The 13,142-nt window shown below is 51.3% G+C and carries 15 protein-coding genes; 3 read left to right on the top strand and 12 right to left on the bottom strand.

Annotation, left to right across the window (positions count from 1 at the left end):
- Complete coding sequence (locus GC097_RS24060) at positions 1-699, top strand: class I SAM-dependent methyltransferase (RefSeq protein WP_171685850.1); 699 nt, start codon at positions 1-3, stop codon at positions 697-699.
- Positions 700-703: 4 nt separating this feature from the next.
- Here GC097_RS24060 and GC097_RS24055 read toward each other — a convergent pair whose 3' ends face one another.
- The 11 genes from GC097_RS24055 to hrpB form a co-directional block, all read right to left on the bottom strand.
- Positions 704-1,147, bottom strand: coding sequence for a hypothetical protein (locus tag GC097_RS24055; protein WP_171685849.1), 444 nt, complete (start codon positions 1,145-1,147; stop codon positions 704-706).
- Between the two features lie 69 nt (positions 1,148-1,216).
- Positions 1,217-1,549, bottom strand: coding sequence for an ASCH domain-containing protein (locus GC097_RS24050; RefSeq protein ID WP_171685848.1), 333 nt, complete (start codon positions 1,547-1,549; stop codon positions 1,217-1,219).
- 70 nt (positions 1,550-1,619) lie between these two features.
- On the bottom strand, positions 1,620-1,784 hold the full coding sequence (locus GC097_RS24045) for a hypothetical protein (RefSeq protein WP_171685847.1): 165 nt from the start codon (positions 1,782-1,784) through the stop codon (positions 1,620-1,622).
- A gap of 85 nt (positions 1,785-1,869) precedes the next feature.
- Positions 1,870-2,871 (bottom strand): aldose 1-epimerase, encoded by a 1,002-nt coding sequence (locus GC097_RS24040; RefSeq protein ID WP_171685846.1) that lies wholly within the window; start codon positions 2,869-2,871, stop codon positions 1,870-1,872.
- Positions 2,872-3,084: 213 nt separating this feature from the next.
- Positions 3,085-4,572: an L-arabinose isomerase gene (araA, locus tag GC097_RS24035; RefSeq protein ID WP_171685845.1), complete on the bottom strand. Its 1,488-nt coding sequence runs from the start codon at positions 4,570-4,572 to the stop codon at positions 3,085-3,087.
- Positions 4,573-4,635: 63 nt separating this feature from the next.
- Entirely contained in the window at positions 4,636-6,315 is a 1,680-nt protein-coding gene (locus tag GC097_RS24030) for a ribulokinase (protein WP_171685844.1), read from the bottom strand.
- A gap of 82 nt (positions 6,316-6,397) precedes the next feature.
- Positions 6,398-7,489 (bottom strand): GntR family transcriptional regulator, encoded by a 1,092-nt coding sequence (locus GC097_RS24025; RefSeq protein WP_171685843.1) that lies wholly within the window; start codon positions 7,487-7,489, stop codon positions 6,398-6,400.
- A gap of 142 nt (positions 7,490-7,631) precedes the next feature.
- Positions 7,632-8,285, bottom strand: coding sequence for a class I SAM-dependent methyltransferase (locus GC097_RS24020; protein WP_171685842.1), 654 nt, complete (start codon positions 8,283-8,285; stop codon positions 7,632-7,634).
- A gap of 39 nt (positions 8,286-8,324) precedes the next feature.
- Positions 8,325-8,594, bottom strand: coding sequence for a hypothetical protein (locus tag GC097_RS24015; protein WP_171685841.1), 270 nt, complete (start codon positions 8,592-8,594; stop codon positions 8,325-8,327).
- A complete protein-coding gene (locus GC097_RS24010) occupies positions 8,581-9,351 on the bottom strand; it encodes a hypothetical protein (protein WP_171685840.1) in 771 nt (256 codons plus the stop codon). The genes GC097_RS24015 and GC097_RS24010 overlap by 14 nt, the downstream gene beginning before the upstream one ends.
- Before the next feature lie 43 nt (positions 9,352-9,394).
- Positions 9,395-11,881 carry an ATP-dependent helicase HrpB gene (gene hrpB, locus GC097_RS24005; RefSeq protein ID WP_171685839.1) on the bottom strand — a complete coding sequence of 829 codons (2,487 nt, stop codon included), beginning with the start codon at positions 11,879-11,881 and terminating at the stop codon, positions 9,395-9,397.
- 134 nt (positions 11,882-12,015) lie between these two features.
- Here hrpB and GC097_RS24000 point away from each other — a divergent pair, with 134 nt between their 5' ends.
- Positions 12,016-12,270 carry a YpbS family protein gene (locus GC097_RS24000; protein WP_171685838.1) on the top strand — a complete coding sequence of 85 codons (255 nt, stop codon included), beginning with the start codon at positions 12,016-12,018 and terminating at the stop codon, positions 12,268-12,270.
- 14 nt (positions 12,271-12,284) lie between these two features.
- Entirely contained in the window at positions 12,285-12,449 is a 165-nt protein-coding gene (locus tag GC097_RS23995) for a hypothetical protein (RefSeq protein ID WP_171685837.1), read from the top strand.
- Between the two features lie 53 nt (positions 12,450-12,502).
- On the opposite strand, the gene GC097_RS23990 is transcribed toward GC097_RS23995, so the two are convergent.
- The gene (locus tag GC097_RS23990; RefSeq protein ID WP_171685836.1) at positions 12,503-13,141 is read right to left on the bottom strand and encodes an NUDIX hydrolase; all 639 of its coding nucleotides are present in this window, start codon (positions 13,139-13,141) and stop codon (positions 12,503-12,505) included.
- Between the last annotated feature and the right edge of the window lies 1 nt (position 13,142).

The raw sequence follows: 13,142 nt of genomic DNA, 5'->3' as shown, positions 1-13,142 counted from the left end.
ATGAATGCACAATCTAACGATCGCATTACGACGAAATTCAATGAAATTGCAGAGAAATACGACAGTCAACGAAGAAAGCTCATTCCCTGCTTTGATGATTTTTACGGTACAGCCGCTTCTCTTGTTCAAGTCAACACTGTTTCTCCGTACATTCTTGATCTAGGCGCAGGAACCGGGCTCCTCTCCTCTTATATCCTTAACCGGTATCCGCATGCCAAGCTTACGCTCATTGATCTTTCCCAAGGCATGCTCGACATCGCCAAGCTTCGTTTTGGAGAGCATAATCCCAACTTGACGATTCAGGCAGGGGATTATACGGCATTTGAGTCGGAAGAACCCTTTGATTGCGTCGTCTCTGCACTGTCTATTCACCATCTGGAGGATCAAGCTAAACAGGACCTATTCGGACGGATCTATAAACTGCTAAAGCCAGGCGGACTGTTCGTAAATGCGGATCAGGTCCAAGGTGCCAGCCCTTTCCTTGATCGCTTGTACCGTTCGGATTGGGAAGCCAAGATTGAAGCTACAGACTTAAGCCCTGAAGCACTTCAAGCAGCCTATGAAAGAACGAAGCTCGATAAAATGGCTCCTCTCGATCAGCAGTTAACCTGGCTGAAAGACTGCGGCTTTGAAGATGCGGATTGTGTCTACAAATATTATAATTTCGTCGTCATGTATGCGCGAAAGCCGGAGGCATAACCTTTCACCAAAAAGAAGGTTTGGCCACCATGAACCACATCATGGCCAGCGTGATGATCACATACCAGATTAACGCATTTCGCAATTGATTCACCAATACGTCCCGGTCGTCGTGCGGTGCGCGGAGCTTGCGAAGAATCGGTGAAAACGCACGCGCAATAAAGTATAAAGAAGCCACCATAATCAGCACCGTGATAACTATCCATGATGTTTTCCACGTCCATGCCGTTATCCAAGTCAGCAGAATCCCCGTCGCTACCAGCACATGGCCGGCATGCTTCGTCAGCCGCACCGTAATGCGAAACGGCTCCAAGTACTCCGGCAGGAGCTCAAATGGCGCGTTTCTTATTTTAATCAATAACGGAAATAACACAAAATAAGGCCCAATGCTTAGTACAACACTAAAAATATGAATATATAGCAGCAATACGTACCACGACAATGCCATCATCCTTCTTCTAAAAAATTCAACAAAACAGTGCGGATCGCACGATCCACACTGTTTTGCGTTCTTCATTTATTCGGCTTTTTGAAATTCGTGTACCCATACTTTCATTTGCGGCAGCCAAGGCATACCCGGATGTATGGATAAAATACTGTCACGATATTCGTCAACGGTTTCATGCCCTTCGGCTCTTGCATCTTCCACCGTCAGATCGCCCAGCGCTTGCTGGTAAACCTTCGTTACCGTGAAAGAACTTCCTTGCAAATCCATTGTTTCACCGATATCTGCATAGCGTCCGTTGCGTCTGCAAGCTGTTTTCTGGCCTGCAAGAACTTTGCTAACTTCAGCTTCCTTGGTCACAAGACGATCGATGGAGCAAGTTTTTGGCGGTAATGTTTCGTTCATATGTGTTTCCCTCCTTTTTCCAGTACTCATTATAGCGAATGAAACATCATTTGTCGAACTGTTCGGCCCGCTACTCGCGCAGCGCTTCCTTCAGTTTCGTGGACATACTGTCCATCGAGCCCGCTAGAGGCCGTTTAACCCCTCGCAGCTTAGCAATTTCTTGCTTCAGCCTTTCGTTTTCAAGCTTCAACCTCTCAACCTCTGCGATTAATTGATCTTTTTCCATGTTGTTCACCTAAGCTTTCGATAAAAATGCCCCCATGACTGCTTGCAGAGCATCACGTCGGATTCTCTCCATGCGACAAAGGGGCGTTTATGACTTACTTCTTTAACTCAATCGTATAAAGACGGGCGGATTCTCCCCATACTTCGCCAGGCTCCAAGCTTACCAAACCGATTTGGTCAGCCGGTAAATCTACATTCGGGGCGTTGACCAAGTTCATTTGCGGCTCCGGACAGAAAAATCCTTCCGCAGCGCCATTATTCCAAATCATCCACTGCTTATAGGAAGTGCCGACATCATACACCAGTTTGACGCCTGCGCGAGAGTCTGTCAACTCCATGTAGTTGCGTCCATTTTGCGGAGCCGTTGTGTAATGATTGTCCATGGACTCGAAGAACGGCGACAAGCCGCCTGTTTTCATCTTGGCTTCTTCCTCCGATAGCGGCTGGTACTCGCCTGTCGGCAGCATTCTCTCGCTCATTTCCCAGCGCTCGCCGATCGTCATTTTGAAGCTGTAGTCCGAGGCCTGAGAGTTCGGCGCAAAAGGCGCATTGATCGTCGTATGGTAGGCGATTAAGCAAGGCATTGCTTCTTGCCCTTCATTATGAACGGAAATATGCTGATGCAAACCGAATTCGTTCAGTACATATGTCAGGCGAATGGTAAAGTCGAAAGGTAAGTAGGTATAAACCGAATGCCCTTCTCTTACGCGAAGCGCTAAGGTTACACGGCTCTCGCTTTCATCTTCGCCAAACTTCTCAACGGCCCACGGGATATCATGAACAAATCCATGCAGATGATTGCCTGTTTTCGGCTCATTAATCGGGAATTGAAAAACGTTCCCCTTCCAAGGAAATTTCCCGTCTTCATAACGGTTAGGCGGAAATAGTACAGGGATGCCATGTATAATAGGACGTGCTTTAAACGCTTCCATTTCATCAAGAGATGGCTCGCGCAGAAAGCGGTATTCCTTTTCATTGTCTCTAAAAGCAATCAGGTTCGCGCCAATTTCCGGCAAAACGGCAGCCTCATAACGGCCTGCTTGCAGCCATACGGCTTTCTCCCCTTGGAAAGTTCCTTCATAGGCTTTCACTGTCATGTCGTGTTATCCTCCTAATGCATTGCCCATATTTTGGACAGGCTCGTATGAATTTAACTTTAAAGCATGAGAAACATGGAAGTCAATGGATGAAAATAGCGCTGACATCGACAAAAGTGACTTCTTTATCATATCTTCAAAAAGAAAACCGTCTTCCACAAAAGGGAAGAACGGTCTTCTTTTTGCTTCCTGCGTGGAGCTGCTCTTGCTCTCCTAGCGCTTCCAAGCCGCCTCGCTCCAACGAAGCTCGTTACGGAACTGCAGCGTTGACGTGTTCTTATTAATAATCACCACTTCTACACCAGCCAGTTCAGCCCAGTCCACGAGCTGCTCCGTGCTTACGTTATAGGAGAATACAGTATGATGTGCTCCGCCTGCGTAGATCCAAGCCTCCGCTGAATCGCGCAGCGACGGCTGCGGCTTCCACAGAACGCGCGCAACAGGCAGCTTAGGCATCGCTTTCGCTGGTTGAACCGCGTCCACCTCATTAATCAACAAGCGGAAACGGTTGCCCATATCGATCAGCGATGCATTCAGTGCCGCGCCGGAAGCGCCGTCGAAGACGAGGCGTGCCGGATCGGCTTTCCCGCCGATACCCAGCGGATGAACCTCGATTTTGGGACGAGTTGCTGCGATCGTCGGACAAATTTCCAACATGTGAGCGCCAAGAACCAGTTCTTGCCCCGGTTCCATGTGATACGTGTAGTCCTCCATGAACGACGTGCCTTCGTTGCCCGCGATAATCTTCATAACGCGGGTGAGCGCTGCCGTCTTCCAGTCGCCTTCGCCGCCGAAGCCGTAGCCTTGCCCCATCAAGCGTTGAACGGCAAGTCCTGGCAGCTGCTTCAATCCGTGCAGGTCCTCAAATGACGTCGTGAACGCGCCGAAGCCGCCTTCCTGCAAAAAGCTTTTCATCCCCAGCTCAATGCGCGCTTGCTCGCGAATCGCTTCACGCACCGGTCCTGCCGAGCGTCCTTCAGGCGTTATGTCATAAACTTCATTGTATTCATCCATCAATTGATCCACTTCCGATTCGGAAATGTCTCTGACGCGCTGAACAAGGTCACCCACGCCATAACCGTTAATGGACCAACCAAATTTAATTTGCGCTTCGACTTTATCGCCTTCCGTCACGGCGACTTGACGCATGTTATCGCCAAAGCGCGCTACTTTCAGACTGCGGCCTTCAACGAAAGCAACCGCTGTGCGCATCCAACCGGCAATACGGGAGAGGACTTCCGGATCTTCCCAGTAACCAACGACCACTTTCCGGGAAATGCCCATTCGTGCGCCGATGAAGCCGTATTCGCGATCGCCGTGCGCCGCTTGATTAAGATTCATGAAATCCATATCGATCGTTTCCCAAGGAATATCACGATTAAATTGTGTATGCAAGTGGAGGAGCGGCTTGCGATATTCGGCAAGGCCGGCAATCCACATTTTCGCTGGGGAAAACGTATGCATCCAAGTTATAATGCCTGCGCAATTGTCATCGGCATTAGCATCCAGACATAGTCTACGGATCGCATCCGGCGTAGTCAAGACAGGTTTGAACACAAGTTTGCTCGGAATCGACGCATCACGGTCAATCCCTTCCGTCATTTGTTTGGAATGTTCTTCCACCTGAAGCAATGTCTCAGGTCCATACAGGTGTTGACTTCCGGTTACGAACCAAAATACTTTATCTGAAAAAGAGTTCATGGCAATTTGCCTCCCTGGAATTTGGAATATGGATTTGGAATGAGGGGAATCGAAGATCAGGAATTAGTGCCGGGCTTCCTCCCGAATAGCACGAAGCCGCTTCATCACATCGTTCTCTCCGCGTCCGAAATAATCGTGCAGCTTGCTGTACTCTTGATACAGCTTCTCGTAAACCGCGACATTTTCCGGAACAGGCTTAAATGTTTCTTTGCGTACGCGCGCCATTTTTTGTGCGGCATCTACGATATTATCGTACCCGCCTTTAGCAGCTCCTGCGGCTACGGCTCCGAACATGGCAGCCCCCAGCGCCGGCGTCTGCTTGGAATCCGCGATTAGAATCTCGCGATTGGTCACATCCGCATAGATTTGCATCAGCAGGCGATTCTTTTGCGGAAGCCCGCCGCATGCATACAATTCCTGTACTTCAACCCCGTTATTGTGAAAGGCGTCAACAATTTTACGAGTTCCAAATGCCGTTGCCTCTAGCAGCGCCCGGTAAACCTCTTCCGGCCTCGTCAAAAGCGAGTAGCCAAGAATAAGGCCATTAAGCTCTGTATCGACCAGCACCGAGCGGTTCCCATTCCACCAGTCCAACGCAAGCAAACCAGTTTCGCCTGGTTTGTAAGCGGATGCACGACGCTCCAGCCATTCATGCACATTCGTTCCTTCATGCTCCGCCGCTGCTTGCACATAGGCAGGCACGCCTTGTTCCACGTACCAGGCAAAAATATCTCCGACCGCGGACTGTCCCGCCTCATAGCCCAAATATCCCGGGATGATGCCGTCTTCAACAACACCGCACATGCCTTCAACTTCCCGCTCCTCTGTTCCTAGAAGCATATGGCAAATCGAAGTTCCCATCGCCATCACCAATTTCCCAGGTGTTACAACACCTACCCCCGGTACAGCCGCGTGCGCATCTACATTTCCGACAGCAATGGCAATGCCTGGCTGCAAGCCCATTAATTTAGCCATAGATTCTGTTAACTCTCCGGCTTTGGTGCCAAGAGCCACTACCTCGCCGCGCAGCTTCGTTTGAGTTAAATCCTCTAAACGCGGGTCAAGCGCTTTAAAGAACTCGTTGCTTGGATAGCTGTCTTTCTTATGCCAAATCGCTTTATATCCGGCCGTACAGCTATTGCGTACTATTTCTGCTGCCCCTGTCATCTGCGATACGACCCAGTCGGTCGCTTCCAGGAAACGATCGGTTTGTTCGTAGATGTCCGGAGCTTCATTCAAAATCTGCCAAACCTTCGCAATCATCCACTCCGACGAAATTTTCCCGCCGTACCGGGGAAGGAAGGCCTCTCCTCTGCGTTCCGCGATTTCATTAATTTGGTTCGCCTCGTCTTGCGCGGCATGATGCTTCCACAGCTTCACCCAGCTGTGCGGATTATTCGCCAGCTCCGGGTTAAAACAAAGCGGCTGACCCTGCGTATCCACCGGAAGCATCGTGCAGGCCGTGAAATCGATGCCAAGACCGATAATATCTGCCGGATCTACGCCCGACGCTTGCACGACGGCGGGAACCGAACGCGTCAGTACATCCAAATAATCTTGCGGGTGCTGAAGTGCCCAGTCATACGCAAGTTTAACGCCGGATACCGGCAGCTTCTCATCAATAACGTTGTGCGGATATGGGGTCACATGGTCGGCAACTTCTGTACCGTCACTCAAATCCACCAGAACGGCGCGGCCGGATTCCGTGCCATAGTCAACGCCAATCGCATACTTTTTGGACATAGAGAACCTCCTTAGAATTTCCAATCTCTATGTCCAGTATAACACTTGTACGTACAAGTTGGCTAGATTTAATTTTTCTTCGCTAGATGCCTATCGTAGATTCTCTTATGATTAATTCAGGCTTATAAATTTTCCCGGTCTCTCTCCCGATTACTCGCTTATTCTCAATCATATCGATCAATAACTCAGCGGCATCTGAACCTAATTCAGTTTTGGGATGCGTAAGCGTCGTCAGTTTCACCTCGGTAGCTGTCGCTAATGAGGAGTCGTCAAACCCAACTAAAGAGACATCCTGTGGAACTTGAAGGCCAGATGTACGTACAGCTTCTAGCAAATGCACAGCCAGCTCATCGTTGTAACAAACGAAAGCCGTAGGGCGCTCGTCCTGACCAAGCAGCGTCAGCGCATTATCGTACGGCTTCTGCCTTTTTTCCTCCGTCGAGTAGTGAATGACCAACTCAGGCAATAATGGGACTTGGTAGTGATGATGCGCCCGAATAAATCCTTTCAGGCGATTGATCCCCTGCAAATCGTCCGTCTTGAAAAAACCGGCAATCTTGCGATGCCCAAGCTCGATCAGATGCTGTGCCGCCTTAAATCCGCCCTCTTCGTCGTCCACGACCAGGGACGGACAATTCATTTCGGGATAGCGTTCGTTAATCATCAAATACGGAATATGCTGATAATCGAGCGAAAGGTAATAGTTGATATTCGGATTGCCTTCGGCGCTTTTCGTAGGCTCAATAATCAGCCCGCTTAAGGGCTGGCTCAACATCATGTTAAGACTTTCCTTTTCCTTGTCTTTATCGTTATCCGTCGAGGACAACACAAGTCTGTAGCCTCTGGAACGTAAGGCTGACTCCGCCCCTCTCACAATATGGGGAAAAATATAATCGGATATATAGGTGGTCAAGATGCCAATCGTCTGCACATCGCGGCCTTTTTGTGTTTGCGGCGTAGACACAAAGGTTCCTTTTCCTTGCATCCGGTATAACCAGCCCTCTTGCTCCAACTCGCCAAACGTCTGGCGAACCGTCTGCCGGCTCATCTGGAATTGCTCGGCAATCTCGTTCTCCGAAGGCATCTGATCATTCGGTTTCAGTTTCCCGGTGTGAAGCCACGATAAAATCTCCTGCTTTAGCTGCATGTATTTCGGCATTTGCTTTTCTTTCATATTTCGGTTTCTCCTCAGGCGTTTGATTCTGAACGTATTATACCATTCGCTTAACTTGTATGTACATATTGTGGAGATGTCAGGAGCGTGATAAGTATCAAGGGTTCCCATCCTTGCAAACAATCGCAAAAAACCCGCGAAATCACGGGTTCAGTTGTTTTCTACTGGCGATGATCGATTGGTAATGCGGCTGCATATCTGCCAAAGGAAGTACGTTAAAGTGTTCAATGTCGAAAACTTCGCCAACCCGCTCCTGGATTTGCGCATCTTCATAGAAGGCGAAAAAGCGTTGCGGTCTGTACGAGTCATTTTCCCAAATTCCCTCGCTCTCGTATCCTCCATACAGTCCAAGATAGAAGAAACCTTCGGGCTTCAGCACACGTTCAATGTTCTCCAGCACTTGCTTAAGACTACACTTAGGCACATGCAGCAGCGTATTCATGGACCATACAGCGTCAAACGACGCCGGCGGCAGATCCAGTGCGAAGAAATCCATGGCAAAGGCTTCGAGCCCTTTTTCTCTGCAAATCGCGACCATTTCGTCCGACAAATCGATGCACACGACATCACAGCCATGCTCCCTCAAATAGTCCGCCTGATGTCCCGGCCCGCTGCCGAGATCCAAAACCCGCTTGCCGCCGCCCCCCGCCGGAGCCTGCCGATTTAATTTAGCGATGAAACGGTCGAGCTCGTCGATTTTCCACGACTGCATGGTTTCCCCGTTCCGCAATCTCGCCTGCTGATCGTAACTTGTCTTAAGCACCTGTTTTACCTCTGAATCGTTCCGAGACTCCATGCTTATCTTCCCCCTTACTGTCTGCGCCACGTCTCCCAACTATTTTTCTAAAGCCTGAAGCCCCGCATTCACCAGCAAATCGAACCACTCGTCTTCTTCCAAAAGCTCTTCCACCGCTTCGATATCCTCTTCTTTACCGGACTCGCTCAAAAAGTTCAGCGCATAACTCCAATCGTTCTTGCCCCGCAAGCTTTGCAGCGTAATTTCGTAGGGATGCTCATGTCCTTCTACACCAAATTGCACATGGCCAAGATAACCGTCTTCTTTACTGTGTTCCATATTTGCTTTTAAAATATTAATCATGTTCATCTTCCTTTTCTGTAATTTGTCCCCTATGATCCTCGTTTTCCTCGTTTTCCTCGTGTTCCTCAAGCTGCGTCAACCACGTCCAAATCACTTCAATCGTCGTTTGCAAATTCGTTGCATCCTGCCAAACATAGGGTTTATGATCCCTAAAATAGTCAGCATGCCCGCCAATAATTGGCAACGTGATCCGGTGGACCGGAGCATGCTTCATCCGGTGCCAGCGGTGAACGCCAAGTCGGGACTTCATCCAGCCCCCCCAGGTGCCCAGCCGCGGAATCGGGTCCATCTTTTGATCCAGTTGATTAGTCGCATTCAAATATAAAACCCGGTTCGTAAGTTCCGGAGGAATCGCGCATTTCGGCGAACCGATTTGAATGACCCCAAGAATAGGAACGCCTTCCTTCATTAGAGCACCTGCCGCCTGGATCGACGCCACGGCTCCGGCGCTGTGACCGACCAAAAGCAATTTCTGATCCGGGTTTAAATGGTTGGCAATCAGCCTCGTTAAGCTTTTGCCGCCATAACGCGAAGGCTTCCCATGGGCATTATTCCAAAGATCGCTTGTTATTTCTCGAAGCTGCTTTTGGCGCTGCCGGCTCCAATCTCCATACGGGAAATGGATGACAACGCGAACGCGCGCCCCCGCCTGTTCAAAGCAGGCAGCGAGCGCCGCGCCGAACCGGTCTAGAAAATCAGGCGCCGTGGCAAAGCCGGCCGTTATATAAATGACGATTTCCTCCGATGCGGAGCGAACGGTCATACATCACTCAGTTCCCTTCCTGGCACATCGCATGCTAAATAACTCAAACGCGCGGCTTGGCTCGATTTGTAGGCATGGCGGCCATCGGATCGTCCGGCCAATAATGCTTGGGGTAACGGCCTTTGAGATCTTTTTTGACTTCGAAGTAAGCCTCCCGCCAAAAGCTCGCCAAATCCTTCGTCACCTGAACGGGGCGCTGTGCGGGCGATAATAAATGCAAAGTGAGCGGAACCCGCCCCTTGGCGATTCGCGGCGTATCCGCCAGTCCGAACATTTCTTGCAGCCGAACAGATAATGTCGGCGATTCCAACACGCTATAATCAACGGGAATCCGCGAACCGCTGGGCACCTGTATGTGGGTTGGCGCCCACTCCTCCAACCTGCGACGCTGCTCCCATGTTAGCATTTCCTCTAATATATTTGTCAAGTTAAGCCGCCCAAGCGCGCCTTTGCTCGTCATGCCGTACAGATGAGGCGCTAACCAATCCTCTAAGGTTGCAAGCAGCGCATCTTCCCGCATATCCGGCCATTCGCCGTCATGACTGTGCAGAAAAATAACCCGCCGCTGCAGCTGCCGCGCACTGCGGTTCCAGGGCAGCGCCTCAAAGGACTCTGCCCGAATGCCAGTGATCAAGGCTTGTACAAGCAGATCAGGATTCGGCTCCTGCAATGGCTTTTCCTTAAGGACGATGGCGCCAAGCCGCAGACGTTGTCTGGCCTTAACGGTGTCGGCCGCTGAATCCCAAATCACTTCCTGTTCCTGCAGCAAACGACCCTCGAAAGCTTCCAGAAGCTCTTCTTCCAGCACAGGTGCGGCTAAGTAGATGCGGCTTTCCGCGCCGCTGTCATCCAGCTCGGCCGCAACCAGATAGCGCTCGTTCGAGAGTGCCTGCAGCTCAGGCAGCACGGCACCGCGTCCGCTGCTGAGCAGGAACCGGCCCGTCGAGCGCCGCTGCGCGACGCGATCGGGGTAAGCGAAGGCGAGCAGCAACCCGCTCGCCGAAGCCCACTGCGCGCTCGGCCGGATGCCGAGCGACTGCATCAGAGCTTTGGCTTCCGCCGTAATCCGGCGGCACAAGCCAAAGTCTGCCTCTGCGCGCTGCTCGCCCTGCGCAGCGCGCCAGAGCACTTCGATGCGGGTGCGTACATCCGCATCACGGCTGCGAGCGCTCGACAGAATGTCGCGCTCGCTCAGCAGCACCGCGAGCTCGCACGCAAGCGAGCCGAGCTCGAGCGGCACGGCTTGCAGCACCATGTGCGCAAGCCGGGGGTGCAGGCCCAGCGCTGCCATGCGCTTGCCATGCGCGGTCAAGCCCCCGTCCTCGTGCAATGCGCCCAGCTGCACGAGAAGTTCGCGCGCCTGCCGGTAAGCAGCGGCAGGCGGCGGATCCAGCCAGACCAGCTCCGCTGGGTCTGTCACGCCCCAGGCGGCGAGTTCGAGCGCCAGCGGCGCCAGATCCGCTTCGCGGATTTCTGGCGTTGAGCTGGGTGCGAGCTGCCGCTGCTCGGTCTCGGTCCACAGGCGGTAGCACACGCCTGGACCGAGACGGCCGGCCCGGCCTCTGCGCTGATCGGCAGAGGCCGCGGACACAGGCACCGTCATCAGGCGGGTCATGCCGGTGCGCGGCGAGAAACGCGGCACCCGCATGAGGCCGCTGTCAATCACAACCGTGACTCCTTCGACGGTTAGCGAGGTCTCGGCGATAGAGGTGGCGAGCACAACTTTCCGGTGCCCGGGTCTGCATGGCGCCAATGCGCGGTCCTGCGCCTCTTGGGCTAGATTTCCGTACAGAGGTGCAACTTCCACTTCCGTACCCAACTGCAGTGCGGCAAGACTGCCGGCAACACGATGGATTTCGGCTGCACCCGGAAGAAAGACAAGCAAGCTGCCTTCGTCCGCCTGTAACGCTTGACGAACAATTTTGACCACAGAAGTTTCAAGTCTTTCATCTTGTTTGACGCTCAAGTAATGCGTCGTTACGGGATAGGCCCGCCCTTCGCTTTCAATAATCGGAGCCTGATCCAGCATGTCCGCAACCGGTTTGGCTTCAATGGTTGCGGACATGATGAGAATACGCAGGTCCTCGCGCAGCAGCGTTTGCGATTGCCGGCTGAGAGCCAGCCCTAGATCCGCATGCAAACTTCGCTCGTGAAACTCATCAAAAATGACAAGTCCTACGCCTTCCAAAGCGGGATCCGTTTGGAGCATCCGGGTAAGGACACCTTCCGTGATCACTTCAATCCGTGTATGCGGTCCGATGCACGTATCGTTTTTGACCCGGTATCCGATGGTCTGGCCAACCGCTTCACCCAGAAGTCCCGCCATATAACGGGCCGCGGCTCTGGCGGCAAGTCTTCTGGGCTCCAGCATAAGGATTTTTTGGTTTTGCAGCCACGCTTCTTGCATAAGTGCTAGCGGAACTTGCGTCGTTTTCCCGGCACCGGGCTGAGCAACCAGCACGCCACACGTGCGTGTTCTTAATGCTTCTTTCAATTGGGGAAGTACAGCTTCAATCGGTAACGTATTCATTTCCTTCACTCCGAGCTTTCAGTTAGTTAAAATTTGTCGAATATTATTCGGAATTCCTCCTGTAAAAACTGTTCCTGACCCACGCAATCGTGTATACTGAAGAAATATCTGGTCACGAAAAGGAGAACTTGAAGATGAATGTACATGAAGCGATATCCAAACATTCGAATGCACAGCATATGCATCTCGTGCGATTTGCTGAACTGGATGCACAGCGCGAGAGTGCGATTGACGCTGCAGTCGATTTGTGCAGAAAGGGGCTTCCGTTTACCGTTGATGCCATTAATGCGGTTACGGCCCGAATCATCGCCCATGCCAAAGAAGGTATTTCTCCCCTCCGGTCTTATGTAACCGAGGACATGGTACGTGATTACGTAAACAAGGGGTAGGGAGATTAAAATTCATGGGAATTCTTACTTTTATTGCAATGCTGCTTATAGGATCGGCCTTCAGTGCCGGATTTTTGCTTCTGTTTAAGCGTAAAACCGTGCTTGGAATTGTTTGTTTCGGACTCTCCATCATAGGTTACATCGCTTATTCCTACATAGCGAACAAATACTTCGTATAGCACCTTGCGTGTGTGTATGCAGAACCGGTCCGGTTATCCGAATCGGTTCTTTATCATGCGAACAGCCCGTTCTTCTTCAGTGTTTTGAACACAAGATCATAATAAGCCGCAGGATGCGGAACCAAATCCTCCAGAGTTACGAGTTTATCCGATTTTTCCAGTTGACCGTTTGGTCCAGTTTGATAGCCGTATGCTTCCAGTTGTCCGATTTCTCCATGCACTAGACGCTCTAGCCCCGAAGTACTTACTTTAAAAAGGCCTGTAACCTCATCAGCCTGTAAAACATATTTCGTCAGCGGTTGATCACAGCGATAAATAAAGACGTGGCAAAACTCGCGATCTATGAGATCGTCCGACATCAGATCCTCTTCCGCGAACAATCCGCAAGGAATTAACTCCGTGAAATCAACCTTCAATCCTAATTCTTCCTGCAGTTCACGTGCGCCGTCTTCAACCGTTTCCCCCGCTGCCAGATGTCCGGCACAGGAAATGTCCAGCAAATTCGGGAACAAATCTTTATCCGGGTGTCTCAGTTGCAGCAGCAGCGAAGGTTCTGCCCCTTCCAAACTTACGATCCAGCACTGAAAAGTGATGTGCCACAATCCTTTCGCATGCACTTCCGAGCGCGGCGCCTTTCCGATCCATTTCATTTGCTCATCATAGATATCGAATATTTCTTCTGACTTGTTCATC

Origin of the sequence: Paenibacillus planticolens, assembly GCF_013141725.1 — a bacterium.
GTDB lineage: Bacteria > Bacillota > Bacilli > Paenibacillales > NBRC-103111 > Paenibacillus_E > Paenibacillus_E planticolens.
Note: the sequence above shows the minus strand (reverse complement) of the source record. Positions and strands in the feature narration are given on the sequence as shown.

Coding starts and splice junctions, on each gene's coding strand:
- GC097_RS24025 (WP_171685843.1), bottom strand. CDS start 7,489: ATGAAAGAAAAGCAAATGCCGAAATACATGCAGCTAAAGCAGGAGATT.
- GC097_RS24055 (WP_171685849.1), bottom strand. CDS start 1,147: ATGGCATTGTCGTGGTACGTATTGCTGCTATATATTCATATTTTTAGT.
- araA (WP_171685845.1), bottom strand. CDS start 4,572: ATGAACTCTTTTTCAGATAAAGTATTTTGGTTCGTAACCGGAAGTCAA.
- GC097_RS24040 (WP_171685846.1), bottom strand. CDS start 2,871: ATGACAGTGAAAGCCTATGAAGGAACTTTCCAAGGGGAGAAAGCCGTA.
- hrpB (WP_171685839.1), bottom strand. CDS start 11,881: ATGAATACGTTACCGATTGAAGCTGTACTTCCCCAATTGAAAGAAGCA.
- GC097_RS24020 (WP_171685842.1), bottom strand. CDS start 8,285: ATGGAGTCTCGGAACGATTCAGAGGTAAAACAGGTGCTTAAGACAAGT.
- GC097_RS24000 (WP_171685838.1), top strand. CDS start 12,016: ATGAATGTACATGAAGCGATATCCAAACATTCGAATGCACAGCATATG.
- GC097_RS24015 (WP_171685841.1), bottom strand. CDS start 8,594: ATGAACATGATTAATATTTTAAAAGCAAATATGGAACACAGTAAAGAA.
- GC097_RS24010 (WP_171685840.1), bottom strand. CDS start 9,351: ATGACCGTTCGCTCCGCATCGGAGGAAATCGTCATTTATATAACGGCC.
- GC097_RS23990 (WP_171685836.1), bottom strand. CDS start 13,141: ATGAACAAGTCAGAAGAAATATTCGATATCTATGATGAGCAAATGAAA.
- GC097_RS24060 (WP_171685850.1), top strand. CDS start 1: ATGAATGCACAATCTAACGATCGCATTACGACGAAATTCAATGAAATT.
- GC097_RS24050 (WP_171685848.1), bottom strand. CDS start 1,549: ATGAACGAAACATTACCGCCAAAAACTTGCTCCATCGATCGTCTTGTG.
- GC097_RS23995 (WP_171685837.1), top strand. CDS start 12,285: ATGGGAATTCTTACTTTTATTGCAATGCTGCTTATAGGATCGGCCTTC.
- GC097_RS24030 (WP_171685844.1), bottom strand. CDS start 6,315: ATGTCCAAAAAGTATGCGATTGGCGTTGACTATGGCACGGAATCCGGC.